The sequence below is a fragment of the Thermodesulfovibrio sp. genome, from assembly GCF_049969575.1.
Taxonomy (GTDB): Bacteria; Nitrospirota; Thermodesulfovibrionia; order Thermodesulfovibrionales; family Thermodesulfovibrionaceae; genus Thermodesulfovibrio; species Thermodesulfovibrio obliviosus.
In genome coordinates this window covers 77,305-101,989 of the sequence record NZ_JBMFOO010000001.1, presented here as the reverse complement: position 1 = coordinate 101,989, position 24,685 = coordinate 77,305, and the positions used below count along the sequence as shown (strand labels likewise).

The window sequence follows — 24,685 nt, the reverse complement described above, 5'->3', positions numbered from 1 at the left end:
TCAAATTATTTGATATAATTTCCAGAAAATGGAGATTAAAAATCTGATTCCATATACTGAAAGCATTCCTGCGCCTGCGCAGATTTTGATTCTGTTTGAACAGTTTTTTTTCATGATTCATATCGTGCTTGTAAATTCTATTATTGGATTGAGTTTAATAATCATTTATAAAAATTTATCTGCTACAGGTGAAACTCTGGAGATAAAAAAACTAATTGCACAAAAAATTCCCATTCTTTTTGCTATTGCGATAAATATGGCTATCCCTGCTCTTTTGTTCATTCAGGTTGTTTTTGGGCATTTTTTCTACACCAGTTCTGTGCTTCTTGGAACTTTCTGGATATTGATTATTCCATCGCTTATAGTTGCCTACTATGCATCCTATTTCTACTACAGGAAAGTTGAAGCCTCTACTTTGGCAAACCTGTCTCTTTTAATTGTGATTTTTATAATGCTTTACATTGCCTTTATTCTGGTTAACAATCTCACACTCATGGAAGAGCCTCAAAAATGGTCTCAATACTTTGAAAAAAGAGACGGAACAATTCTACTGTGGAAAGAAATAACCATATATCCAAGATATTTCCACTTTATTGTTGCTTCTTTAGCTGTGGGAGGTATTTTTTATGCTGTTTATAATAAACTTACAAAAAGTACGGATAAAAAAATACAAAGTATGAAAATTAAAGAAGGATTGAAAATATTCAGTTATGCCACAGTGGTTCAAATGTTTATTGGAATTTTATTCCTTTTAACTCTTCCAAAAAAAGTCATGCTTCAATTTATGGGTGGTGATTTTTTAGCCACTTTAGTGTTTATCTCAGGAATAGTCTTTGCTACAGCTGCAATGATTTCAGGATTTAAAGAAAAGTTGAACTTTACCCTGGTTTTTCTTACTCTTACTATTCTTGCTATGATTATAAATCGCTACAACCTAAGGATTTTTCAGCTTGGTGATTATTTCAAGATTTCTGAGCTAAAGATTAATCCTCAGTGGGATGTTTTTGTTATCTTTCTTCTGATTTTATTTGCAGGCGTTGGAGTTATTATTTACATGCTTAAACTTGCCTTTTTCAAAGAGGCAAAAAAATGAATTATCCTGTTTGGCAATTATATTATCTCAATTCAGGAACTTTAATTGCAGTAATTGCTGTTCTTCACGTCTTTGTCGCACATTTTGCAGTAGGCGGTGGAATATTTTTATGGCTTACAGATTTAAAAAGTGTACGGGAAAAAAATTACGAACTTAGACAGTATGTACGTAAACATATCTGGTTTTTCCTGCTTCTTACAATGGTTTTTGGTGGAGTAACAGGTGTTGGAATATGGTTTATTATTGCTCTTTCAAGTCCCTGGGCAACTTCTGTGCTAATTCATACTTTTGTATTTGCCTGGGCAATTGAGTGGGTTTTCTTCCTCGTTGAAATCGTCTCATTGCTTATTTATCACTACAAATTCGAAACACTTTCTGATAAAAATCGCCTGAGAATTGCTTTTATTTACGCAGCTGCAGCGTGGTTAAGTCTTTTCATAATTAATGGAATTATAACTTTTATGCTCACTCCTGGAGAGTGGCTCCGAAGTTATAACTTCTGGGATGGATTTTTCAATCCCACAAATCTTCCAGGTGTTGTTTTCAGAACTGCAGTATGCATTATGTTCGCAGGTCTTTTCGGATTTATTACAGCAGTATCTATGCCCCAGAGTGATTTTAGAGATAAACTTCTAAGATATTGTGCAAAATGGCTTTATATGCCTCTTGCCTTCCTGATAATTTCAGGATTCTGGTATTTTTATGCAATTCCAGAAAATGCAAGATTGACCAATTTCTGGCTTAATAGACAGACCGCCAACGCAGTCAATGTCTTTATAGTCTCGTCAGTTCTGATTTATCTTCTAACACTCATTTTCATAATGAAAACTTCAAGAAAGCTTCAGCAGATTGCAGTGTTTATACTTGTTTTAATTGGTCTCGCATGGATTGGTGGTTTTGAATATATAAGAGAGTATGCAAGAAAGCCATATGTTATTTATGGATACATGTATTCATCTTCTGTTTTGGTTACAGATGAGGAAAGGCTTAATAAAGAAGGATTTCTCAAATATGCAAAATGGAGTCCTATTAAAGAAGTGACAGAAAAAAACAAACTCCTTGCAGGTAAAGAACTATTTAATCTTCAATGTTTAAGCTGCCACACAATCAGAGGGGTTAAAAATGATATTGTTGAAAAAACAAAGGGACTTACAAAGCTTGGAATACTATCTCAGATTTATGGTCAGGGTAAAGTTCGCGATTACATGCCCAAGTTTATTGGAACGGAAAAGGAGATGGAGGCTCTTGCAGAGTTTATAGCAAGCCTTCATGACAAAAGAGAAAACAAAAAGACAGATTTTAAACCAATACAGGAGGAAGTCTCCATTCCATCCTTCAATCCCCAGAAGGATGAATATGTCCTTCTTGCTTGGAGCACGCTCGGTGAGAAATGCATAACTGATTCAGACAAATGGTTTTCATTCCTATATCCGGGAAGTTCCTTCCAGGCAGTGCTTATAAAAAGAGGTTTAAAGCCAGAAATTGTCTCAGAAAACATAGAAATTCATTATGAAGTCCAGAAAGGATATGAGAATCCATCCAGACATAGTGAGTTCTGGAAGTATTCTGAGTCTTTGAAAGGCAAAAAACTGGCTGAAAATACAGGAGTTACCGGTAAAGGTCTTAGTGGAGTATTTGATTATGATAAGGAAAGAAATATATTCTCGGCTGAGGGGATTCCTGTCTTACCTTATAGAGATGACGGAAAATTTAATCCTTATCCAGTTTTTGAAGCAAAGGCAATACATAAATCTACAGGCAGGATTTTACAGACCACAAAATTTGTTGCTCCTGTTTCAACGGAACTCAGATGCTTTGAGTGTCACAGTGGTGCTCCAAGATGGAATGGCATTTCAGGTATATCTGATAATACTGCTAAGAACATCCTGAGAGTTCATGACAGAAATAATGGGACAAAGCTTCTTGAAAATGCTCTTAAAGGAAAGCCTGTTATGTGTCAGAAATGTCATGAGGATTTTATTGTTAAATCAAAGGGAATAAAGAGGCACAACAGTTTTTCAGCCTCCATGCATGGATGGCATGCCAACTACATACCATGGAAAGATGAAAGAGCCTGTAACTTATGCCATCCCAATGATGCAAAAGGTAACACAAGATGTAACAGAGACATCCATGCAAAGATCGGAATTGGTTGCACCAGGTGTCATGGAAGACTTGATGAGCATGCTTCTGCAGTTTTATTGTCTCAGGAAGGTACAACAACTGCTCAGCTTCTTCTTAGAAATCTAAAGCCTGAAACACCAATCTCAGAGATAAAACCAAGAGCGCCCTGGATACAGGAGCCTGATTGCCTTAGTTGTCATGTGGGATTTCAGAAACCTGCTAATAATGTTAGAGCATTCAATAAATGGACAACCGACACTGCAGGTCTTTACAGAAACAGAAAAGAAAACACTGAAAAAATTCCCTGCATAGCCTGTCACAGCTCTCCCCATGCAATTTATCCTGCATTCAATGAGTTTGGAAAAAATAGAGACAATATTCAGCCCATGCAATATCAGGGAACGCCTCTTCCAATCTCATCAGAGATGAAGTGCGAGGTATGCCATAAGGTGAAAATGCAGGGCTCTCCTCACCATGCAAATATGCTGAGAGCTTTCAGAAATAAAAAAGCTTTACAGTAGGTGATAATTTTGATAAAATAAGATAGCATTTTTCTGTAATCCCGAGCATTAGCGAGGGGTATACTGCATTATAAATATAGAGCTAAATTTTTTTTCAATTTTGCACTGTCTAAAAAATTATTAAAGGAGGAGCAAATATGCCAGCATTAAACAAAGAAGTCGACATTGTAAGAGGAGATATTATTTACGATGATGGAATCCATAAATTTATCTGGCTTGGCTGGGAAGAAAATGAAGAAGAAGGATTAGTTCAGGTAAATCAGTATCTTATTGAAAATAAAAATGTAGGTGTAATTCTTGACCCGGGTGGTGTTCATGTTTTTCCAAGAGTTGTTGCAAATGTATCAAGGTATGTTGACCTTGAAAGAATTCAACATCTTTTCTTTTCCCATCAGGACCCTGATGTCTCCTCTGGTGTGGCATTATGGCTCAGCGTAACATCTGCTAAAGTTTATATTTCTAAGTGGTGGGTTAGGTTTCTTCCTCATTATGGGATATTTGATATGACAAGAATTGTCCCATTGGAGGAAGGCGGGGGAAGTATTCAACTTCCTTCAGGCGATTATCTTGAGATAATTCCTGCTCATTTCTTACACTCTGTAGCCAATTTTCATGTTTATGATCCCCGTTCAAAAACTTTATTTACAGGAGATCTTGGAGCAGCGATATTCCCAAAAGGACAGAGATATCCATATGTTGAAGACTTTGACAGTCATTTAAAGCTCATGGAGGGATTTCATCGGAGATATCTTGCATCAAACAGTGTGATAAGAAAATATCTTGAAAAAATAAATAAACTCAATATTGAAAGAATAGCGCCACAGCATGGAGCAATAATTTACAAGAAAGAACACATTCAGAAATTTTTTAACTGGCTTAGTAATTTAAAATGCGGAGTTGATATAGCTGAGGAGTTTTACAGATAAGGAGGAATAAAATGTTTTTAAGAAAAAAGAAAAATACAAATCTTACAAAAAAAGACATTGATACCAATCTTTCACTTATTAGAACTTTATCCTCAGGTATTATAAAATCAAATATTGTTGGCTCAACAATTTCAAATACAATGGGATTGATTGATTCCAATTTCTCAAGAATAAAGGATGAAGTCTCCTCAATTGCCACTGCTATGGAAGAAATTGATACCACCATAAGGGACATGTCACAAAGTGTAGCCTCTATAAATGAAGAAGTTCAGACACTTGTTAAGCAAAATGAAGCAATGGATGAAGAACTTGAAAAAAGAGTCAAGGATATTGAATCCCACAATGAAAAGATAATTGAAGTTGTCACAAACATAAAAGAACTTGGAGAAGCAACAAAAAACATTGGCAACATTGTTACTTCTATTTCAGATGTAGCTGAGCAGACAAATCTTCTTGCCCTCAATGCCTCAATTGAAGCAGCAAGAGTTGGAGAGGCTGGAAGAGGCTTTGCAGTGGTAGCAGATGAAATAAGAAAACTTGCTCAGAAAACAGATACTTTAACAAAAGACATTAGTAAAATACTTGGGAATCTTAGTGAAAGAGTAATAACTGCAGTCAAAGAGGTAGAAAAAATCAAATACCTTTTCAGAGAAGTAGAAGAGGAAATGAGAACAATAAGAGCGTCTTTTGAAAAAACAAAGGATATGTCAGACACAGTTGGTGATGCAGTAAATACTTTATCAACAGCAATAGAAGAGCAAAGTCAGGTTTTAACCGATGTTTCAAAGAGAATCACAAATACTGCATCTATGCTCAATGAAACATATAAAGTTTTCGCTACTGTTGTGAAAGTTAATGATGAAATCTCTAAATTAACGAAGTTTTAATTTTATGTTGCCGAAAATTTTAAATTTTGCCTTTTGTCCTCACTGTTTGGAAAAAGATATTGAAGAATGGAAAAGCATAATCTCTTACATATCTTCAATTTTAGAGAGACAAATAAATATTGTTACTTTTGAAGACTTTATAGAAGAGGAAAAAAAACTTCAAGAATTTGATTATCATTTTGTCTATGCGAATCCTGATTCTACAATAAAACTTATCCAGAAAGGATACATCCTTCTTGGCAAATTAAAAAACGAGAACCATTCTATTTGTAGCATTATTTCCTCTTCCTATTATCCTCAAAAAGAAATAATAAATGTGGCTTTGATAAACAGAAAATTTTCTTTTCTTCCTCTTTTATTTCATAAAAAAGTTTACAAAAATTTTCAGCTAATTTTTACCAGAAATTACGATGAAATACTTGAACTTGTGCAAAGCTCTGCTGCAGATATTGGGTTCATATATACAAAGACATTGGAAGAGTTGAAGAATGGAAAAAATATAAAAATTTCAGAGGACTTCTGTTTCCCATGTCCTCATTTTATTTTTATTCATCCTTCATTAGAAAAATATAAGGATGCTTTGCTTAACATTGAAGATATTGAAAAAGCTTCAGAGGACGAAATTGAACATATTAAAAGTCTATACAGTCAATTAGATCTATTACTTGAAGAGTGGGCTAACAATGATATTGTTGAGGCATTAAAGTCTTCTCCTATAATTGGCATTATTGTCTATCAAGAAAAAATCGTCTTTATCAATGAATACGCATTAAATATTCTTGGTTATAGAGAAGATGAGATATTGGAAATGAGCAGTACAGATCTGGTTTACAGTAAGGACAGAGAAAAAGTAATTGAAAATATGGAAAAAAGACTCAGAGGTGAAAAATTTTCAGCAATTTATGAGATTTCTTTTATAAAAAAGGATGGTAAGATAATACCAGTTCAGTGTTTAGCATCAACGATTCTTTTTAGAGGCAGATGTTCAAATTTTATATTGTTTTATGATATATCCAGACAAAAATGTGCGGAAAATATAAAGGAAATTTTAAAACAAATAAACAAAACAATAACAACCTCCTTAACAGAAGAAGAAATCTTCAGTGGAATATGTAAAGCCCTGGTAGATAATTTTAAGTTTAAACTTGTATGGATAGGTATTTGTGATGAGTCTTGCAGAAGAATTCCAAAATTTCATTTTGGCGAGGATCAGGGTATTATAGAATTTTTTGAAAAAACTGAACATATATGTGAAAAAGCTTTGAATGAAAAAAATGTTATTGTTAATCCTGATTTAAGAATAAACGGTGAAGACAATCCTCTGAGAGCTGAGCTTTTAAAAAGAGGAATTCTTTCTTCATGTTTAATACCGATTCTGAAACACGACAGGGTTGTGGCTATATTAAGCATATACTCTGAATTTCCAGATTATTTCAACGAATCAATTATTGATTTACTTAGGGAAATCCAAAGAGATCTATCCTTTGCTGTTGAAAGGGTGGAAAGAATAAGACAGAATATGATTATTGCAGAAGCACTTAAACATTCTGATACATGGATACTGGTTACTGATGAAAAGGGAGATATTATCTATGTAAATGAAGCTGTAGAAAAAATAAGTGGATACACAAAGGAAGAACTTCTTGGAAAAAATCCAAGAATATTTAAATCAGGGCTCAATCCACCCGAATTTTATAAACAGATGTGGAATACTATTCTTTCAGGAAAAATATTTAATGCCATAACTCCAAATAGAAAGAAAAATGGTGAAATTTTCCATGCTGACCTGAAAATAGTTCCTGTCAGCCTTCCAGGAAATATTTTAAGATTTGTTGCTGTAGCAAAAGACATTACAGAAAAAATAATGCTTTCTGAAAGAATAAATATTTTACAAAACTACGATGCACTTACAGGGCTTTTAAATTTGAATGGCTTTGCTGCTCAAGTTCCCTTAAAATTAAAAGAAACGAAAGATAGAGGAATCATAGGGGTGCTTATTTTGATTGATGTGTTTAATATGACTTCTATAAACAAAACTCTTGGGATTTCAGGTGGAGATGGGTTATTAAAATTTCTAAGCCAAAAATTAAAGGAAACCTTTAAGGAAACAGATGCCATAGCGAGAATCAGTGCAGATACCTTTGGCATATATTTAACTTTAGAGGGTTCATATGAGTTATCCAAAACCTACTCCAGGCTATTCGAGTTGAATGACTTAAGTTTTCAAATAGATAATAAATCCATTTTATTTTATATCAATGCTGGATTAGCTTTGTTTCCTAAGGATGGAGAAACCTTTAAGACACTTTATGAGAAAGCTGACATAACATTAACAAAGGCTAAAAAGGAAGGTCCAGGAATAATAAAGTTTTTTGACCCCGGGATAGAAAAAGAAATAGAAACTCAATGGAATGTGATTAATCTGGTTAAGAAAGCCTTTGAGCAAGATCTGTTTGTTCTTTATTATCAACCTTATTATCATACTGATACTTTAAAAGTTGCAGGATTTGAAGCTTTAGTTAGAATTGTGCAGGGAGATAAAATTTATTATCCTGGTTTTTTCATGGACTATATAGAAAACAGTCAATATCTCAGCAAATTTGAAGATTGGTTAATTAAAGAAGCCACGGAAAAAATAAAAAAATGGAACATTAATATTTCCATAAACATTTCAGGAAAAACCTTTAATGAACCTGATTTTATTAAAAAGTTATCCTGGATTGATGAAAATATAAGAGATAAAATTACAGTAGAAATTACAGAAAGAATATTTATTGAAAATCCTGAAAGGACAATAGAATTAATTTCAATGATTAAGAAATTGAAAAATCCACCGAAGATTGCAATTGATGATTTTGGCACAGGATACTCTTCCCTTGTTTATCTTAAGGACTTAGCTGTAGACATTATTAAAATTGATATTGCCTTTGTAAGAGATATGCTTAAAGATAAAAAATCCTTTGTAATTGTTCAAACAATAATAGAGCTTGCAAAAAGACTTGACTATATAACCCTTGCCGAAGGAGTTGAAGATAAACAACATCTTGATATTTTGAGAGTTCTTGGCTGTGACATGCTTCAAGGATTTTTCCTCTCAAAACCACTTTCAGAAAAAGCAGTGGAAAGTGACATAATAAAATAATGAATCTTGTCTATTTTGAAAAACCTACAAGATATATAAATCACGAAATAAATGCTGTTTACAAAAAGGGAGAATTCATAAGATTTGCTCTATGTTTTCCTGATGTGTATGAAATTGGAATGTCTCATCTTGGTTTGAAAATTCTTTATTATATCTTAAACAGTATCCCCTATGTTTATGCTGAAAGAGTATTCTCTCCCTGGATTGATATGTCTGAGCACATGAAAAAGCATAAAATTCCCCTACTTAGTCTTGAAACAAAAACTCCACTCAATGAATTTGATATTGCAGGATTTTCCCTTCAATATGAACTTTCCTATACTGCAGTTTTAAACATGCTTGAGCTTGGCGGTATCCCTCTAAAATGGCAGGACAGAATGATTGGTAAGCATCCTCTTGTAATTGCTGGAGGTCCCTCTACTGTTAATCCCCTGCCAGTATCTGATTTTATTGATGCTTTTTTTATTGGAGAAGCAGAAGAGGCAGTTAAGGAACTTGTTGAAACATACAAAGAATGGAAAAAATCCAATTCATCAAAGGAATCTCTTCTTAGGGCAATCTCAGAAATTGAAGGATTTTATGTTCCTTATGCTGGTAAAAAAACTGTTAAAAGAAGATTTATAAATGATTTGGAAAATGCTCCTTTCCCACAGGCTCCTGTGGTTCCTTATGCAAAGATTGTTCATGATAGAGTCTCAGTAGAAGTATCCCGTGGATGTCCTTCAGGATGCAGATTCTGTCAAGCAGGTTTTATTTACAGACCTTTAAGATTTAGAAGCCCAGGGAAGGTATTTGAAATTGCAAAAAATCTAATAAAAAACACTGGTTATGAAGAGCTTTCTTTACTTTCCTTTAGCATAGGCCATTATCCCTATTTAGTTGAACTTGTTAAAGCTTTAAATCAATATTTTGCAGAAAAGGCAGTTGCTGTTTCTCTTCCTTCAATAAGAGCTGACAGAGTAACAAAACAACTTCTTCAGGCAATAAAATCAGCAAGAAAAACAGGATTTACAATCGCACCTGAAGCAGCCACAGAGAGGCTTCGCAATGTTATTAATAAAAATATTTCAGATGAAGATATTGAAAGAGCTTGCAGCGTTTTGTTTGAGGAAGGCTGGCAGAGTATAAAGCTTTATTTTATGATAGGACTGCCAACAGAGACAGCAGAAGATATAGAAGAAATTGCTAATTTTTCAAGAAAAATAATAAAAATTGCGAAAAAATACACTAAAAAATTTGTTGAAATAAATGTTACTGTCTCTCCCTTTGTTCCTAAACCCCACACTCCATTTCAGTGGCTTGGACAGATTAATTTTAATGAAATGGTTGAGAAACTTAATTTTTTAAGAGAAGCCTTTAAAAAAAGTAAAATTCACTATAAAGGACATAATCCAGAGATGAGCCTTCTTGAAGCTGCTTTATCAAGAGGAGATGAAAAATTATCAGAACTTTTATTAAGAGTATGGCTTAATGGAGAAACACTTAGTGCATGGTCTGATTTATTCGAGTTTAATAGATGGTTCAAAGCTATGGATGAAACAGGAATTGATTTATTTAACTATGCAAATAGACAGCTTTCTCTGGATGAACCTCTGCCATGGGATTTTATTGATACAGGAGTAAAAAAAGATTTTCTTAAAACTGAATTTAAAAAGGCTATGAACCGTGAATGCTCAAAAGAATGCACTGATAAATGTGAAGCATGCGGATTGAGATGCCAATCGATTATTCCGAACCATATCAAGGATGCAAAGCCTCAGCTTGTCATGATAAAAAATGAATTAAATGATTTAAGAAGTCAAGAAGCCAGAATAAGATTTTGCCATAAAAAAACAGGAGTGATGAAATATCTTTCTCAGCTTGAATTAAGCAATCTCATTACAAGAGCATTAAGAATGGCAGATATACCATTTGTAGTTTCAAAGGGGTTTCATCCAAAACCAGAGATTTCTTTTGGTCCTTCTTTACCTGTGGGAATTGAAAGTGAAAGAGAGTATTTTGATTTGAAGATTTACGGTGAGCTTAATCATCAGGACATTGAAAGATTAAATCACATTTTGCCTGAAGGCTTAAAAATTATTGAAACAAAAAAAATTCCTCATGAAAGTCCTTCCCTTAATTCTTTTATTCAGCGATATAAGTATATTGTTGAACTGGAAGAAGAATTTATGCTTGACAATAATGCCATAAGCCTTATGACCATAAAAAGAGATGAAAAAATGCTTTATCTCAAGGATTTTTTAGAAGAAATTCAAATAAATGGTAATCAAGCATGTATAATAGTAAAAGACAGTGTTCATAAAGCAAGAATTTCTGAAATTGTAGAGGTTATCTTTGGTAAAAAGCTACATGACTTGAAAATCAAAAGAGTAGCTATGTATGCCCAGCAAGGAGAAGTAGAACCTTGAGTAATGAACTTTTAATAAATGTAACAAAACAGGAATGCAGAGTTGCTCTCTTAGAAGGTGGGCAGGTTGTTGAGTTTTATATTGAAAGAAAAGGAGATTCAAGCTATGTAGGAAATATTTATAAAGGCAGGGTTGTTAAGGTTTTAAAAGGTATGCAAGCTTGCTTTGTTGATATAGGACTTGATAAGGCAGCATTTCTTTATGTTGATGACATAAGGGGTGGAATTAAAGAGGTTTATCCCTTTCTGGAAGCAGATGAGGGAACAGATATCCTCCCAAAAATTGATTTCAAAGATGCTTCTATAGAAGAGCTTGTCCAGGAAGGACAGGAAATACTTGTTCAGGTTGCAAAAGATCCAATGGGAACAAAAGGAGCAAGGGTTACATCAAGAATTACACTTCCTGGTAGATATGTTGTTCTTATGCCAGGGGTGGAACACATTGGTGTATCAAGAAAAATAGAAAATGAAGAAAAAAGAAAGCAACTGAAAGAGCTTGCCAGTAAAATCAAACCACCAGGATTTGGTTTAATTATGAGAACAGTTAGTGAAGATGCAACACAAGAGGAGATTCAGAAGGATATTGATTTTCTTTTTCTCCTATGGGATAACATTCAGAAGAAAAAAGATAAAGCTCATGCTCCATCTCTTATTCACAGTGAGTTTGACCTTGTCCTGAGAAGTCTGAGAGATTTTATGACTCAGGATGTAGATCGTATGATTATTGACAATTATATTGAATGGCAAAGGCTTAAGGAATTTGCTCAGGTTTATTTTCCAAGACTTGCCGATAAGATTGAACTATATGAAGGAGAAGAACCAATATTTGATGCCTTCGGCATAGAGGTTGACCTTGAAAGAGCACTTCATCGTAAGATATGGCTTAAATCTGGAGGATACATTGTTATTGATCAGACAGAAGCAATGACTGTTATAGATGTAAACACTGGTAAGTATGTTGGCAAGGAGAATCTTGAAGACACAATTCTCAGAACAAATCTTGAAGCAGTCAAAGAAATTGCCTATCAGATAAGGCTGAGAAATCTCGGTGGAATTATATTAATTGACTTTATAGACATGGAAAAGGAGGAAAACAAACAAAAAATCATAAATGCCATGACAGAGGCGATGAAAAAAGACAGAGCAAAAACAACAATTTACAACATTACAGAATTAGGAATAGTTCAAATGACCCGTAAGAGAACAAGAGAAAGCCTTGAACACATATTATGTGACAGCTGTCCTTATTGTGAGGGCAAAGGAAGAGTAAAAAGCATAAAAACTGTAGCCTATGAAATCTTAAGGAAGCTAAGATTCATGACAGTTCCTCAAGGAACAGAGCTTACAGTAGTTGCCAATTCCTCAGTTGCAGATTTGCTTACTGATGAAGAAAGAGACTCAATAGAAGAAATTGAAAATACAAAAAAAATAAGAATTACAATTAAAAAAGATATGATGCTACATCAGGAAAATTACTCAATTCATAAAAACATGCCATAAGAATGAATCTACTTGCAGAATGCAATAAATGTGGAAAATGTAAAGAAACATGCCCCAGTTATCAGATTTTTCTTAATGAATCCTTCTGTCCAAGAGGAAGGCTGAGGCTTATTAAAGCTCTGCAGGAGAACGAAATAACCTGTGAGAAATCCTTTAAAAATAGAATTTTTAGCTGTCTTCTTTGTGGAAGTTGCGAAAGCTGCTGTCCTTTAAATATAGATGTAACAACTCTCATTTATGAAACAAGAACAAAAATGAAAAAAGGGGTTTTTCAATACCTGTTCAAGTATTTCTCTTTTTATCCCGAGATATTTTTCTCAATTTTTTCCATTTTAAATTATATTAAAAACTCTTTAAACATCAAAAATCTACCATACTTCAACAGATTTCCCTCCCCGAATATTAAACGGCAAGCCAACTTTCTTCAGGTTTACAGCAGATTAAAACCCAAAGGAAGAATAGCAATTTTTTCAGGATGCTCATCAAATTATTTGATGCCTTCAATCACTGAATCTTTAATTTATATTTTAAACTGGTTGAACTATGAAGTTATTGTGCCAAAACAGCACTGCTGTGCAGCACCACTGCTTGCTGCAGGATTTAAAAAAGAAGCAGTAAAGCTCGCCAAAAAAAATGTGGAAATTTATAAATCCTTCAATATTGATGGTGTAGTTACTCCATGCCCAACCTGTGCTCATTTTATTGAAGATGTGTATAAAGAAATTATCGGACAGGGGCTCAATGTATTGAGACTTGCAGATTTATTTGAAGACACTCTGGAGGAGTTCAAAGGAGACAGCAATGGTCATGTGTTTTTCCATGTTTCCTGCCATACTTTTAACTATGTTAAAGATGCTGATAACATATTGAAATTGCTAAAAAAATTTGGAATTGATGCCAGCAAAAAAACAGGATGCTGCGGTTTTGGAGGAATCTTTTCTTTTTTATTTGAAAAACAATCTATGGATATTCTTAAGAAAAAAGTTTTAGAATATGAAAAAGCAGATATGATAATAAGCTCTTGTCCAAATTGCATAATTCAGTTAAAATCAGCTATGAAAGATAAAAAAATACTTCACTATGTAGAGGTAATTAAAAAAATTTTGCTGAAAGGAGAAAAAAATGGAAAAGTCATTTGAAATAATCTTACCTGACGGAACAGTTTATAAACCTGAAAAGGAATCAGTTGTTCAGGGTTATGATCCAGATGGAAAGCCGAAGAAAATGAAGTTTTCTATGAAAACAGAATGCCAGCGATGTGGAGAGTGTTGTAAAAGGGATACTCCAGTAATTCTTAAAGAAGATATCATCCTATTGAAAAAGGGTGTTATATCTGAAAAGGACATTTATACAATAAGAGAGGGTGAAAAAATTCGCTCTTTTATTGATGGTGATACCTATTATTCGTCAATGGAATTGATAAAACTCCGTCCTATCTTTGCAAGCTCTACATGTCTTTTTTATGACCCTGAAGTAGGTTGCACAATCTATGAGATGAGACCCACTGTATGCAGAGAATTTGAATGCTGGAGTCAAAACATTACAATTACAGGTCTTGAGGAAAGAAGACTAACAAGAAATGACCTTTTCGGCAGTATTGACATTGTTAAAGAGGCTATAAATAAACACGAAGAAAAATGCTCTCTTTATAAATTCAATGATATTGTGGAAGAATTTGTCTCTGGCAAAGAAGAAATTTTTGAAAAAATTGTTGAGATGATTTTATTTGACTCTACAATAAGGGATTGGGCAAAGAAAAAACTGGAGATTCAGGATGATGTTCTGCCTTTGCTTTTTGGTAGGTCTTTGATGGAAATTGCTCCTCTTTATGGAGTTTTAATAGAGAAAGAAGGAGAAAACTTTCTGATTAAAGTTATGAAGGAGGCTGAACAATGAAATTCTTTATTGACACAGCGAATGTTGAAGAGATTAAGAAAGCATGGGAAGCTGGAGTTATTGATGGAGTGACAACAAATCCTTCGCTTATTGCAAAGGAAAAGCAACAACCACTGTCTCTTCTTAAAGAAATATGCCAGATAGTAGATGGTCCTGTGAGCGCTGAAGCAGTATCTCTTAATTTTGATGATATGGTGAAAGAGGCTTATCAGTTAAGTAAAATTCATCCAAATATTGTTGTTAAAATTCCAATGACTGAGGATGGATTGAAGGCAGTTAAGAAACTTTCTCAGGAAGGGATAAAAACCAATGTAACTCTTGTTTTTTCTCCACTACAGGCTCTTTTAGCTGCAAAGGCAGGTGCTACATATGTAAGTCCCTTTGTTGGAAGACTTGATGACATAAGCCACTTTGGAATAGAACTTGTAAGAGACATCCAGATTATTTTTGAAAACTATGATTTTGAAACTCAAGTAATTGTGGCAAGTATTCGAAATCCTTTGCATGTGCTTGAAGCAGCAAGAATTGGTGCACACATTGCAACAATCCCTTATTCAGTAATCAAACAGTTAATCAAGCATCCTTTAACAGATATTGGCATTGAAAGATTTCTTAAAGATTGGGAAAAAATTAAAAAATAAAGGAGGAAGAAGATGATAAAAAGTAAAAAAATTCTTCTTTCAGGTATCATTTTTCTTGTTATAGGTATTACAGTAGGGCTTATAATTGCTTCAAAATTTGATATTCAGAACAAGGGATTTTCAGAGGATTATAAGATTTCTAAGGAGTCTCAAGAAATTTTGTCAAAAATAAGCAATGCCATGGCAGAGGTTATTCAGGCTGTAAGACCGTCAGTAGTAAACATTTACACTACAAAAAAGATTAAAAGGCCAGGAATTCCTTTTCCTTTCAGTGATCCTTTTTTCAGAAGATTTTTTGATGAGGAATTTGGAGAATTTTTCAAACAAAGAGAATATACGCAAACATCACTTGGTTCAGGAGTGATTGTTGATTCTTCAGGATATATTCTCACAAACTATCATGTAATTAAAGGTGCTGATGAGATTAAAGTAAAGCTTTATGACAAAAGGGTTTATGATGGAACTGTAATTGGTTATGATGCAAAAACTGATATTGCAGTGATAAAAATAAAAGCAGAAGGATTACATCCAATTAAATGGGGTGATTCGGACAAACTAAAGGTTGGAGAAACAGTAATAGCAATTGGAAATCCCTATGGATTAAGCCTTACTGTAACAAGTGGTATTGTTAGTGCTACTGGTAGAGCAAATGTAGGAATCTCTGATTATGAAGACTTTATTCAGACAGATGCAGCAATTAATCCAGGAAATTCAGGTGGTCCTCTTGTGAATGTTCGTGGAGAACTTGTTGGAATAAATACAGCGATATTTAGCACAACAGGAGGATATCAGGGAATTGGTTTTGCAATTCCAAGCAACATGGCAAAGACTGTAATGGAAAGTCTTATCAAGTATAAGAAAGTAATTCGTGGATGGCTTGGTGTAACTGTTCAAGATATAGATCCCGAAATGGCAAAAATGGCAAAATTGAAAGAACTAAAAGGCGCTGTTGTTACAGATGTTGATGAAGGCAGCCCTGCTGAAAAAGCAGGACTTATGAGAAAGGACATTATCATCAGCTTTGATGGTAAAGAAGTAGAGGATTCTGCTCATCTCAGAAACATGGTAGTAAGTAGTCCTCCTGGAAAAACAGTTCAGATGGAGATAATAAGAAATGGAAAACATTATACAATAACTGCTACCATAGGTGAACTTCCCAGCGAAAAGCAGCTTTCTCAGACAGACAATGTTCTGGCAGGTATTCATGTTGATAATCTAACAGACAAAATAAGAAATGAATTAAACATTCCTAAAAAAATTAAAGGAGTTGTTGTAGTATCAATTGAGCCAGGCTGCCCTGCTGAAGGAATACTTTCACAAGGAGATGTGATTATAGAAATTAATAATGAAAAAATTAACAATGTAAAAGACTTTTCAAAAATAGCAAAAAATATCAAAAATGAAGCTGTTGTATGGTTTTACAGAAACGGTAGAGTCTTATATGTCACTCTTAAGATTGGATAGTAATTGGAAGAAAGAGTTAAGCATCTGCTGCCTTAAATAAAGCATTTTATTAAAAGTGTTTGAAAATTCTCTGAAAACACGGGCATGTGCAGTCTGCATTTCTTCTAAGAGATCTTTACAGAAATACCAATTACATCTAAGAGGACGAAGATATCGTGGAATTTTACATCCCTTTTTTGTAAGAAGATAACATGGTTGTTTTTCTTTAAGATTTCTCGGAGGCAGAGGAAATTTTTCTCTTAATGCTAAAACATAAATTAAATCGTCATATTCATAGCGACTGTTTTTGTTTAAACAGCAGATATTACTGCATGTGGCGCAAACTTTCTTAGAATAAATATCAACAAAGGGATCAATTTTTATGATTAATTCTTTTACCTGTGTTGCCAGTAACATCGTTTCTTTAAAAACTTCAGGGAAATTTTTAAAAATTGAATCTATCCTTTCAACAAGCTTTCTTAGCTCATCAATGTTATCCCATAAAAGTTCTACTTTGTTAATTAGAGTAATTTTTTCCATTTTACAAATGAAGATGCTTTACAGCAAGTTTTACATAGGATTTTTTTATTTTATACGAATTCTTAATATATCCAACCATTAAGGCTCTGGAACATATAAGATTTATAAGTCTTGGAATTCCTTTTGATGCCTTGTATATTTTTCTTATAGCTGATTTCTTAAAATACACAGGTGTTTCTGCTACTGTCTGGAGTCTGAATTTTACATACTCTCCGACTTCTTCCTTACTTAAAGGATAAAGCCTTACTTTAAGGCTTATTCTCTGGTTTATTTGTGAATATTTAGGTTTTGCAAGAAGGTCTTCAAAATAAGGCTGAGCAAATAGAATAATCTGAAAAAGTTTTTCCTTTTCTGTTTCAATATTTGAAAGATGTTTTATTTCAGTGAGAGTTTCCTCAGGCATGTCCTGGGCTTCATCAATTATAAGAATATTTTTATAACCTGAGAGTTTTTTATTTTTGAGATACTCTGATAGAAATTCAATCATTGATAACTTGCTTTGAAATTTGTTTAAATCAATCTGATTGTCGTTTTTGCTTAATTTCTCAATTATTCCTTTGAGCAACTCCTCAGGAGTAAGAGAGGAATTGTAGATAACAATTGGTAAGATATTTTCTTCTTTAAAGTTTCTTAAGAATTTTCTTATAAGCGTTGTTTTCCCTGTTCCAGGATTTCCTGTAACAAGCATAAATCCTTCACCCTTCTGAATAAGATATCGGATAGATTCAAAAGCTTCCATATGGGTTTTTGAAGGATAAAAGAAATCTGGATCAGGAGTTATCCCAAAGGGGTCTTCTTTAAATTTATAGAACTCATAATATTCCACTACTGTCCTCCAAGTTTTGAGATTAAATCATAAAGAGGACTTAAAAGACTGATTAAAATTATTGCAAAAAATAAACCGATAAATAAAATCATTACAGGCTCTATGATTTTGCCAAGCCTCACAGAGTATTCCTGAAGTTTTGAAGTGTAATAATTAGTTAAAAATCCAAGCTGTTCGTCAAGATTTCCTGAAGTTTCACCTATGTTTATAAGCCTGATTACCATAGGCGGGAAAATTTTCTGGTCTTTAAGAGATTGTGAAATTCTTTCTCCTACAGTAATTCTCTCTTTTGCATTATTTATTGCTTTTTTCATTATTTCATTGTTAACAACTTCTGCTGTCATGTCAAGAGCATTGTCTATTGGAATACCTGCTACAGTGAGAATGCGAAACTGCTCTGTAAAGAGAGCAACTGCTCTATTATAAAATATTTCTTTTATTATGGGCAATTTAAACGAAAGGAAGTCTTTTATCCATTTCAATTTTTTATTTTTTTTGATTAAAGGCATTGAAAGAACAAAAATTAAAGGTATGACAGGCAAAAGATAAAAAAACTTTGCCAGCAGGGCACCGATTTGAACCATAATTTGTGTAATAAAAGGAATCTTTACTCCCATGCCCTGCATTGCATTTACAATTTTTGGCAGAACATAAATAAGCCAGAAACAAACAGCACCAAAAGAAACCACTGTAGCAAAAATAGGATAAATAAGAGCTCTTTTTATGGCTGTTCTTAAATCCTCAATTCTTTGAAAATAATCCGCTATCTCACTAAGGCTTCTGTCAAGACGACCTGTTTCTTCTCCGACTTTTATAAGATATTGAACAACTCGAGGAAAAACATCTTTTTGCATTGATATTGCTTCATTAAAGGGCATTCCTTTTTCAATCATGTCTTTTATATCTAAAATTATTCTTTTGAATCTCTGGTTTGTCATGTTTTCAGCGATATCTGCAAGGGCTGCTGTGAGAGGCACTCCTGCTTTAAGCATTATTGAGAGATTTTTTGAAAATTCAATTAAATGAATATTTTTTATTTTGCCTGAGAAAAAGCTGATAAAAGGGGATAAAATCTTTGGTATTTCTAACATTGATAAAACATAAATGTTTTTCATTGTCAGAAGCTGCATTGCTTCTTCATAATTGTTTGCCTTTATAAAACTTCTAAAAACTTTTCCTTCTTCGGTAACAGCTCTGTACATGAAAATATTCATCCTAAAACCCTTTCAACCTCCTCAAGTGTTGAAATTCCTTCTGCAACTTTCCTCAATCCATCAATCCTAATTGGGAGCATTCCTCCTTCAGCTGCAGCTTTTGTAAGAGAGTTAAAAGAAGCTCCTTCATAAATCATCTCCCTTATTTTTTCATTTACTGTCATCAGTTCTCCTATTGCTACTCTTCCTAAGTATCCAGTATTCCTACACATCTTGCATCCTTTAGCATAATAAATCTTATCCAGCTTTATTCCTGAAGAAGCAAAAATTTCTTTTTCTCTTTCATTTAAATCTCTTGAAGTTTTACAAAAGGGGCATATTTTTCTTAAAAGTCTTTGACTTAGCACAGCAGTCAAAGATGAACTCAGAAGAAATCTGTCTGCACCAAGATCATAAAGCCTTGGAACAGCACTTACCGCATCCGAAGTATGAAGAGTGCTCAAAACAAGATGTCCTGTAATTGATGCTCTTATTGCAATGCGTGTTGTTTCTTCATCACGAATCTCACCAAGAAGAATTATATCAGGGTCATGTCTCATAAAGTTTCTTCCAGCAAGTGCAAAGTTATATCCAATCCTTTCATTTACTTCGCTTTGCTTTACAAAACTAATTCTATACTCAACAGGATCTTCAATTGTTATAACAGACCTTTGAAGTCTATTAATTTCTCTTATTAATGCATAAAGAGTTGTGCTTTTTCCAGAACCTGTAGGTCCAACAACAAGAATTATACCGTTTGGTTTTTTTATAATCTCTTTTAATCTTAAAGCAAGTGATTCACTAAAACCAAGCTTGGTTAGACTGTAGAACTCCTCTGAAGCACCGAAAAGTAGCCTCATTACAACGCTTTCTCCTTCTACTGTAGGAATAGTTGATACTCTTACCTCATATTTTTTGCCTGCAAGTGTAAAAATAAATGAACCATCCTGAGGAAGTCTTTGCTCTGCTATATCAAGCCTTGAAAGAATTTTTATTCTTGATACAACTCCTGTATGTAGCAGTCTTGGAAGGAAATAACCTTCATTTAATATACCATCAACTCTATAAAAGATTGTTACAACTCCAGCATTTATGTTTATGTGTATATCTGTAGCTCCTCTTCTTATTCCTTCTGCTAAAATTGCATCAACAATCTTAGGAAAAATTTCAGGAGGTGCTGCACCTATCCCTAAGGTTGCATTTATTGCATTTTCTATGATTTTTTCTGTAGGATTTTCCAGGAAATAGTAAGCTTTTTCAAGAGTATCTATAAAACCTTCTTCATCTGTAAGACAGGCCTTTGCCCTTTTGCCTGTTATTGATTTTACTTTATCTAAAGCAACAATATTGCTTGGATCAGTAACTGCAATCTTAATAACTTCCTCTTTTTCTTCAATTGGAAGAAATCTTGCTGACTCAGTAACATCTTTGGGAAAAGCTTTAAGAAGTTCTGTTTCAATTGGATAGTCTCTGAGATTTATGTATTCAAGCCCATGCTGAACTGCAAGAACTTCTGCAAGCTCTGAAGATGTAATAAATCCAAGTGATATTAAACATTTTCCGAGAACCTGACCTGTAATTTTCTGAACATTAAGAGCTATGTTAAGTTCATCAGGAGTTATTAATTTTTTTTCTAATAAAAGGTCACCAAGTCTCATTGTGAAATAATCCTTGGCTGCAGAAGTATTACAAGCTCAGTATTTATCTCTTCCTTATCTTTACTTTTAAAAAGCTCACCAACCATAGGAATATCTCCTAAGAGTGGCACTTTATTTTCTGATAGAGTTTCCTCCTTTTTAATCATTCCACCAATTATTATAATTTCACCATCTTTTACCTTTACTGTTGTGCTTAGTTCTCTTAAATCAACATTTGGAAGCTGGATTACTGTTTCACTACCTGAAGAACCAAAAGTTGCTGTTTTCATATCTATAAGCTTAGAGACTATTGGAGTAATTGTGAGAGAAATTTCTCCATTTTCATCAATGTAAGGAACTATTCCAATAATAAGTCCTGAAAGAAGATTGCCTGTTTCTACTGTATAAGTTATTATCGGAGAACCTGTTCCGGATGTTGTAACATTGCTCTGAACCTTTGATATAAACGAGTAATTTCTTCCAACTGTAAAAAGCGAAGTCTGTCCATTCATTATACTTACACGAGGATTTGACAGGGTTCTTACATCTCCAAATTGTCCAAGAGCTTTTATTAAAGCTGAAAAATCTTTTATAGCAGTTGTTGTCAATGAAAATTTACCCAAAGAGTATGGGCTATCAGCACCTATTACATTTGTAAAGCCTGATGTGCTCCCACCAATGCTCCAGTTATGTGTGCCATGACTCCACTCTCTTAAAAAAGACCAATCAATTCCGTATTTTAAAGATTTTGAAAGTGCAACCTCTATGACTTTGGCTTCTATAAGGACCTGTCTTGCCATAACCTTTTTCACTGTTTCAATATACTCTTCAACTTTTTTTATATTTTTCTTTGTTGCTGTAACCATCACTGTTCCTGTCATTCTATTTATTACATAGTTTTCACGAGGCATTGAAGTACCTAATTGCAATGAAGCTACTTGCTGTGGAATTGTTTTAGTATCTGATACTCCAAGAATTGTAGAAAGTGCTTTCTCAATTGAATCCCAGAATTTATATGCTGTATCATCTGTTTTTTCAGATTTTGATACATTCCCTTTAAGTATTGTAGTTGCTGTGCCTCCTGTAGTGCCTCCTGTAGTGCCTGTAGTTATACCTGGTAGCTGGCCTGTTACACCACCAAGAATGTCTCCACCAACATCTGTTGAATAATTTTGTTGAATTGGAATTGTGCTAAGGTGAAATATTTTTGTATCAGTATCTTTTACTGTAAGCACATTTCTTTCAATTTTATAAAAATAATCAGTTGAGGAAAAAACTGCCTCAAGAGCATCTTTTAATGTAACATTGTTTAAAACTACTGTTACTGGGACATTTGGATCTACCCCTTTTTCAATAACAAGATTTAAACCAGCATCTCTACACAAAACAATCAATATATCCCTTAAAGGACTTTGTCTTGCATTTACAGAAACCCTTTTCATCTTAAGTGGGGTTATATCCTCTTGCTCTATTCTGAAGTCTGGGAAAACTTCTTTTTTTACTGTTTCTTCTTTTTTAGGAAGCTCAATCTGAGGAATCTTTATTTCTCCTTTCATTTGAGTGCTACTGCAGGCATACATGAATAATAAAAGAAGCAATATTAATAATTTTCTAACTTTAGCCATTTTGTTTCTCCCTGTTTATTTTTAATTAAAACTTTATCTTTAAATATGGCTTTTACTTGGTATCCATTGATTGAGTCTCCCTCTCTGACAATTGAATCTCCTATTACAGCATACTTATTCCTGCCTTCATAGATAAATGACAGCACAGGTAAAGGAGCTTCTTTAACAACCGACTCTTTAGGGTTTTTTTTAGCTTCTACTATTTTTGAGGTTTCAAAGGGATTTTGTAAACTACTATAAGAAATACGGACTCTCTCCTTAATTGTTATCTCTGGAAAAGCATACTCTAACATGTTTTTTTCATTTGGAGAGACAACACTCAAAGGTTTTATCTTCAAAGAAACTCCTAAGCCTAAAAGGGAGATTATAAAAATAGCAATTGATATTTTAAGTTCTTTTCTCACTTTCTTGATAAAATAACTTTAAATGAACTTTGATATCAATACCTGTTGTATTGCCCTTAGAAGAAAGAGCTACTGATTTAATGAAAATCAAGGGATATTCTGTCTCTTCAAGAAAGCTTAAAATATCAACAACTCTATTCCATAAAGTTTCAGCTTTCAAAGTTATATCATAGCTTAATTGTTTTTGTTCTTTTTGTATATTCGATATTTCTATGTTAATTTCAGGAAATCTTGATTTCAGATTATCAAGAAATTGGGCTGCTAAAATTTCTGAATCTTTTCTTTCAGGTACTGTTATATTTTCAAGTATTCTTTTAAATCTAATGCCCTGAGTTATCTTGTTGTCTAATTTTGTTATCAAGGCATAATCTTCCTTCAGGGCTTGCTCTGTTTTGTTAAGATAAATAAAAACATAAAGAAGAACCATAACAATAGCATAAACAATGGTTACAAAGAGAAGTTTTCTGCCTATTTTTTTATTGTAAAATTCCTGAATACTCATAAACTGCATCTATGCTAAGGTCTCCTTTTGTAATATCCAATTTTTCATTTGTAATTTTAAATCCCCTTTGAGAAAGAAGTTCCTTAAATTTTAAGTAAGAAATCTGTCTTTCGGAAAAATTTTTACCTGTGCTTTTACCCTTTATTTTTATTTCCAATTTCTCAGGATCAATTTCTATAGAGTCCAGATAAATTAATTCTGTTTTAGCCTGAATAAGTTTCATAAGAAGAGCTCTTGTATCAATAATAGAATTTCTTTTGTTTCGTAAATCCTGAAAAGGTTTTAACTCAGTTTCATATTTTTTAATGCTTTGTTGAAGATTAATAAATTCTTGTTTATGCTGTAATATATATTGTTTTTGGGAATTAAGCGAATGGTAAAGGGAGTTTAAATCATAAAGATACACTATATTGTATCCAAATAAAACTACAGCAGCCATCAATAATACTAAACTTGCATAGTTTAAGTATTTCATTGTTTTTTTAAATTTTCTGTATAACTGTGGTAGGATGCTTCTCTTTTTTAGATTCTCTTCAAACAATACCATGCTCAGCGGAATGGCATATTTCTCATTTTCTGGCAATACTGACAGAAACCTGTGTGGAAGAATAAGTCCTGAAACTTCCTTATGTTTTGTGCCAATAAAAATAATCTCTTCAGGAGTTACTCTTAGATTCTGTATTGAATAGTTCACTGTCATATTGATATTAACTGTATCTTCATCGGTTAAACTCTCTCTCCCTTCAAACTCTCTCATAATAAGCATCTCTGATTTTTCAAAAATGAATAAAAATCTTGATGTTCCAGAAACAAAACACACTATTTTGTTTTTTTCTGCGAGTTCTGAATCAGAGTTTATAAAAAAAATTAAAGGAATATGCATTGGATAAAGAGCTTTTATATTAATTTTTGCTTCAATAAGTTCCTCAATAAATTGATAGGAAGACTCAGGCACCACATAACATCTTATCCAGGTTCTTGCCTCAGTTGTGTATTTTTCATAGATGAATGAAAACTGCTGCAAAGATGGAGATCTTTTTCTTATTTCATTAAATACAAGTTTTTCAAGAATTTTTTTCTTTTCAGGAATTTGAAAAGGCAGAGAAAATTTAAATGTGTATAGATCTGAGAAGAAGACTGAAATATACAGCTCTTTTATTGAATACTCTTTAATGAATCCAAAGATTTCATCCCGAGAAAATTCTGAAAATTCAGCATCTTCAATGTCTTTTTTAGGTATAATAGCTTTTACAATATTTCCCTCTATACTCAAATAGGCTTTTTTCATTATTAAAAATTATAACATAAACTTCAAAATGCTCAAAATTTTTCATGTTTTTCATTTAAATCTCGCAAAAACCTTTCAAATTTTGATATA

General features: G+C 33.2%; 19 protein-coding genes. 11 read left to right on the top strand and 8 right to left on the bottom strand.

Annotated features, from left to right (window positions below; translation table 11 throughout):
• The first annotated feature begins 28 nt into the window (after positions 1-28).
• From ACP5O9_RS00520 to ACP5O9_RS00470, 11 genes are all read left to right on the top strand, one after another.
• The gene (locus ACP5O9_RS00520; protein ID WP_428723229.1) at positions 29-1,093 is read left to right on the top strand and encodes a hypothetical protein; all 1,065 of its coding nucleotides are present in this window, start codon (positions 29-31) and stop codon (positions 1,091-1,093) included.
• Positions 1,090-3,738 (top strand): c-type cytochrome, encoded by a 2,649-nt coding sequence (locus ACP5O9_RS00515; protein ID WP_428723228.1) that lies wholly within the window; start codon positions 1,090-1,092, stop codon positions 3,736-3,738. Before ACP5O9_RS00520 ends, ACP5O9_RS00515 begins: the two co-directional genes overlap by 4 nt.
• A gap of 137 nt (positions 3,739-3,875) precedes the next feature.
• Positions 3,876-4,664: an MBL fold metallo-hydrolase gene (locus ACP5O9_RS00510; protein WP_353686468.1), complete on the top strand. Its 789-nt coding sequence runs from the start codon at positions 3,876-3,878 to the stop codon at positions 4,662-4,664.
• 11 nt (positions 4,665-4,675) lie between these two features.
• Positions 4,676-5,551: a methyl-accepting chemotaxis protein gene (locus ACP5O9_RS00505; RefSeq protein WP_353686467.1), complete on the top strand. Its 876-nt coding sequence runs from the start codon at positions 4,676-4,678 to the stop codon at positions 5,549-5,551.
• 46 nt (positions 5,552-5,597) lie between these two features.
• Positions 5,598-8,693, top strand: a complete 3,096-nt coding sequence (locus tag ACP5O9_RS00500) for a sensor domain-containing phosphodiesterase (protein ID WP_428723227.1) — start codon at positions 5,598-5,600, stop codon at positions 8,691-8,693.
• On the top strand, positions 8,693-11,101 hold the full coding sequence (locus ACP5O9_RS00495; protein WP_428723226.1) for a TIGR03960 family B12-binding radical SAM protein: 2,409 nt from the start codon (positions 8,693-8,695) through the stop codon (positions 11,099-11,101). Before ACP5O9_RS00500 ends, ACP5O9_RS00495 begins: the two co-directional genes overlap by 1 nt.
• A complete protein-coding gene (locus ACP5O9_RS00490) occupies positions 11,098-12,600 on the top strand; it encodes an Rne/Rng family ribonuclease (protein WP_353686464.1) in 1,503 nt (500 codons plus the stop codon). The genes ACP5O9_RS00495 and ACP5O9_RS00490 overlap by 4 nt, the downstream gene beginning before the upstream one ends.
• 2 nt (positions 12,601-12,602) lie before the next feature.
• Positions 12,603-13,739, top strand: a complete 1,137-nt coding sequence (locus ACP5O9_RS00485) for a (Fe-S)-binding protein (protein ID WP_428723225.1) — start codon at positions 12,603-12,605, stop codon at positions 13,737-13,739.
• The gene (locus ACP5O9_RS00480) at positions 13,723-14,496 is read left to right on the top strand and encodes a YkgJ family cysteine cluster protein (RefSeq protein WP_353686462.1); all 774 of its coding nucleotides are present in this window, start codon (positions 13,723-13,725) and stop codon (positions 14,494-14,496) included. The genes ACP5O9_RS00485 and ACP5O9_RS00480 overlap by 17 nt, the downstream gene beginning before the upstream one ends.
• Positions 14,493-15,137, top strand: a complete 645-nt coding sequence (gene fsa, locus ACP5O9_RS00475; RefSeq protein WP_353686461.1) for a fructose-6-phosphate aldolase — start codon at positions 14,493-14,495, stop codon at positions 15,135-15,137. The genes ACP5O9_RS00480 and fsa overlap by 4 nt, the downstream gene beginning before the upstream one ends.
• A 12-nt stretch (positions 15,138-15,149) precedes the next feature.
• Entirely contained in the window at positions 15,150-16,601 is a 1,452-nt protein-coding gene (locus ACP5O9_RS00470; protein WP_428723224.1) for a DegQ family serine endoprotease, read from the top strand.
• Here ACP5O9_RS00470 and ACP5O9_RS00465 read toward each other — a convergent pair.
• The 8 genes from ACP5O9_RS00465 to ACP5O9_RS00430 are packed head-to-tail and all read right to left on the bottom strand — an operon-like array spanning position 16,575 to position 24,595.
• Positions 16,575-17,120: a hypothetical protein gene (locus tag ACP5O9_RS00465; RefSeq protein WP_353686459.1), complete on the bottom strand. Its 546-nt coding sequence runs from the start codon at positions 17,118-17,120 to the stop codon at positions 16,575-16,577. The two genes, ACP5O9_RS00470 and ACP5O9_RS00465, sit on opposite strands and share 27 nt — an antisense overlap.
• 1 nt (position 17,121) lies before the next feature.
• A complete protein-coding gene (locus ACP5O9_RS00460; RefSeq protein WP_353686458.1) occupies positions 17,122-17,946 on the bottom strand; it encodes an ExeA family protein in 825 nt (274 codons plus the stop codon).
• Complete coding sequence (locus tag ACP5O9_RS00455) at positions 17,946-19,160, bottom strand: type II secretion system F family protein (RefSeq protein WP_428723223.1); 1,215 nt, start codon at positions 19,158-19,160, stop codon at positions 17,946-17,948. Before ACP5O9_RS00455 ends, ACP5O9_RS00460 begins: the two co-directional genes overlap by 1 nt.
• A complete protein-coding gene (locus ACP5O9_RS00450; RefSeq protein WP_424904833.1) occupies positions 19,157-20,797 on the bottom strand; it encodes a GspE/PulE family protein in 1,641 nt (546 codons plus the stop codon). Before ACP5O9_RS00450 ends, ACP5O9_RS00455 begins: the two co-directional genes overlap by 4 nt.
• Complete coding sequence (gene mshL, locus ACP5O9_RS00445; protein WP_424904832.1) at positions 20,794-22,401, bottom strand: pilus (MSHA type) biogenesis protein MshL; 1,608 nt, start codon at positions 22,399-22,401, stop codon at positions 20,794-20,796. The genes ACP5O9_RS00450 and mshL overlap by 4 nt, the downstream gene beginning before the upstream one ends.
• Entirely contained in the window at positions 22,377-22,805 is a 429-nt protein-coding gene (locus ACP5O9_RS00440) for a hypothetical protein (RefSeq protein ID WP_353686454.1), read from the bottom strand. Before ACP5O9_RS00440 ends, mshL begins: the two co-directional genes overlap by 25 nt.
• Positions 22,789-23,307, bottom strand: a complete 519-nt coding sequence (locus ACP5O9_RS00435) for a hypothetical protein (protein WP_424904830.1) — start codon at positions 23,305-23,307, stop codon at positions 22,789-22,791. The genes ACP5O9_RS00440 and ACP5O9_RS00435 overlap by 17 nt, the downstream gene beginning before the upstream one ends.
• The gene (locus ACP5O9_RS00430) at positions 23,282-24,595 is read right to left on the bottom strand and encodes a hypothetical protein (RefSeq protein WP_428723222.1); all 1,314 of its coding nucleotides are present in this window, start codon (positions 24,593-24,595) and stop codon (positions 23,282-23,284) included. Before ACP5O9_RS00430 ends, ACP5O9_RS00435 begins: the two co-directional genes overlap by 26 nt.
• Positions 24,596-24,685 lie beyond the last annotated feature (90 nt).

Bases quoted from the DNA above. Each gene is read 5' to 3' on its own strand.
- ACP5O9_RS00520 (WP_428723229.1), top strand. From the start codon at position 29: ATGGAGATTAAAAATCTGATTCCATATACTGAAAGCATTCCTGCGCCT.
- ACP5O9_RS00515 (WP_428723228.1), top strand. From the start codon at position 1,090: ATGAATTATCCTGTTTGGCAATTATATTATCTCAATTCAGGAACTTTA.
- ACP5O9_RS00510 (WP_353686468.1), top strand. From the start codon at position 3,876: ATGCCAGCATTAAACAAAGAAGTCGACATTGTAAGAGGAGATATTATT.
- ACP5O9_RS00505 (WP_353686467.1), top strand. From the start codon at position 4,676: ATGTTTTTAAGAAAAAAGAAAAATACAAATCTTACAAAAAAAGACATT.
- ACP5O9_RS00495 (WP_428723226.1), top strand. From the start codon at position 8,693: ATGAATCTTGTCTATTTTGAAAAACCTACAAGATATATAAATCACGAA.
- ACP5O9_RS00485 (WP_428723225.1), top strand. From the start codon at position 12,603: ATGAATCTACTTGCAGAATGCAATAAATGTGGAAAATGTAAAGAAACA.
- ACP5O9_RS00480 (WP_353686462.1), top strand. From the start codon at position 13,723: ATGGAAAAGTCATTTGAAATAATCTTACCTGACGGAACAGTTTATAAA.
- fsa (WP_353686461.1), top strand. From the start codon at position 14,493: ATGAAATTCTTTATTGACACAGCGAATGTTGAAGAGATTAAGAAAGCA.
- ACP5O9_RS00470 (WP_428723224.1), top strand. From the start codon at position 15,150: ATGATAAAAAGTAAAAAAATTCTTCTTTCAGGTATCATTTTTCTTGTT.
- ACP5O9_RS00465 (WP_353686459.1), bottom strand. From the start codon at position 17,120: ATGGAAAAAATTACTCTAATTAACAAAGTAGAACTTTTATGGGATAAC.
- ACP5O9_RS00455 (WP_428723223.1), bottom strand. From the start codon at position 19,160: ATGAATATTTTCATGTACAGAGCTGTTACCGAAGAAGGAAAAGTTTTT.
- ACP5O9_RS00450 (WP_424904833.1), bottom strand. From the start codon at position 20,797: ATGAGACTTGGTGACCTTTTATTAGAAAAAAAATTAATAACTCCTGAT.
- mshL (WP_424904832.1), bottom strand. From the start codon at position 22,401: ATGGCTAAAGTTAGAAAATTATTAATATTGCTTCTTTTATTATTCATG.
- ACP5O9_RS00435 (WP_424904830.1), bottom strand. From the start codon at position 23,307: ATGAGTATTCAGGAATTTTACAATAAAAAAATAGGCAGAAAACTTCTC.
- ACP5O9_RS00430 (WP_428723222.1), bottom strand. From the start codon at position 24,595: ATGAAAAAAGCCTATTTGAGTATAGAGGGAAATATTGTAAAAGCTATT.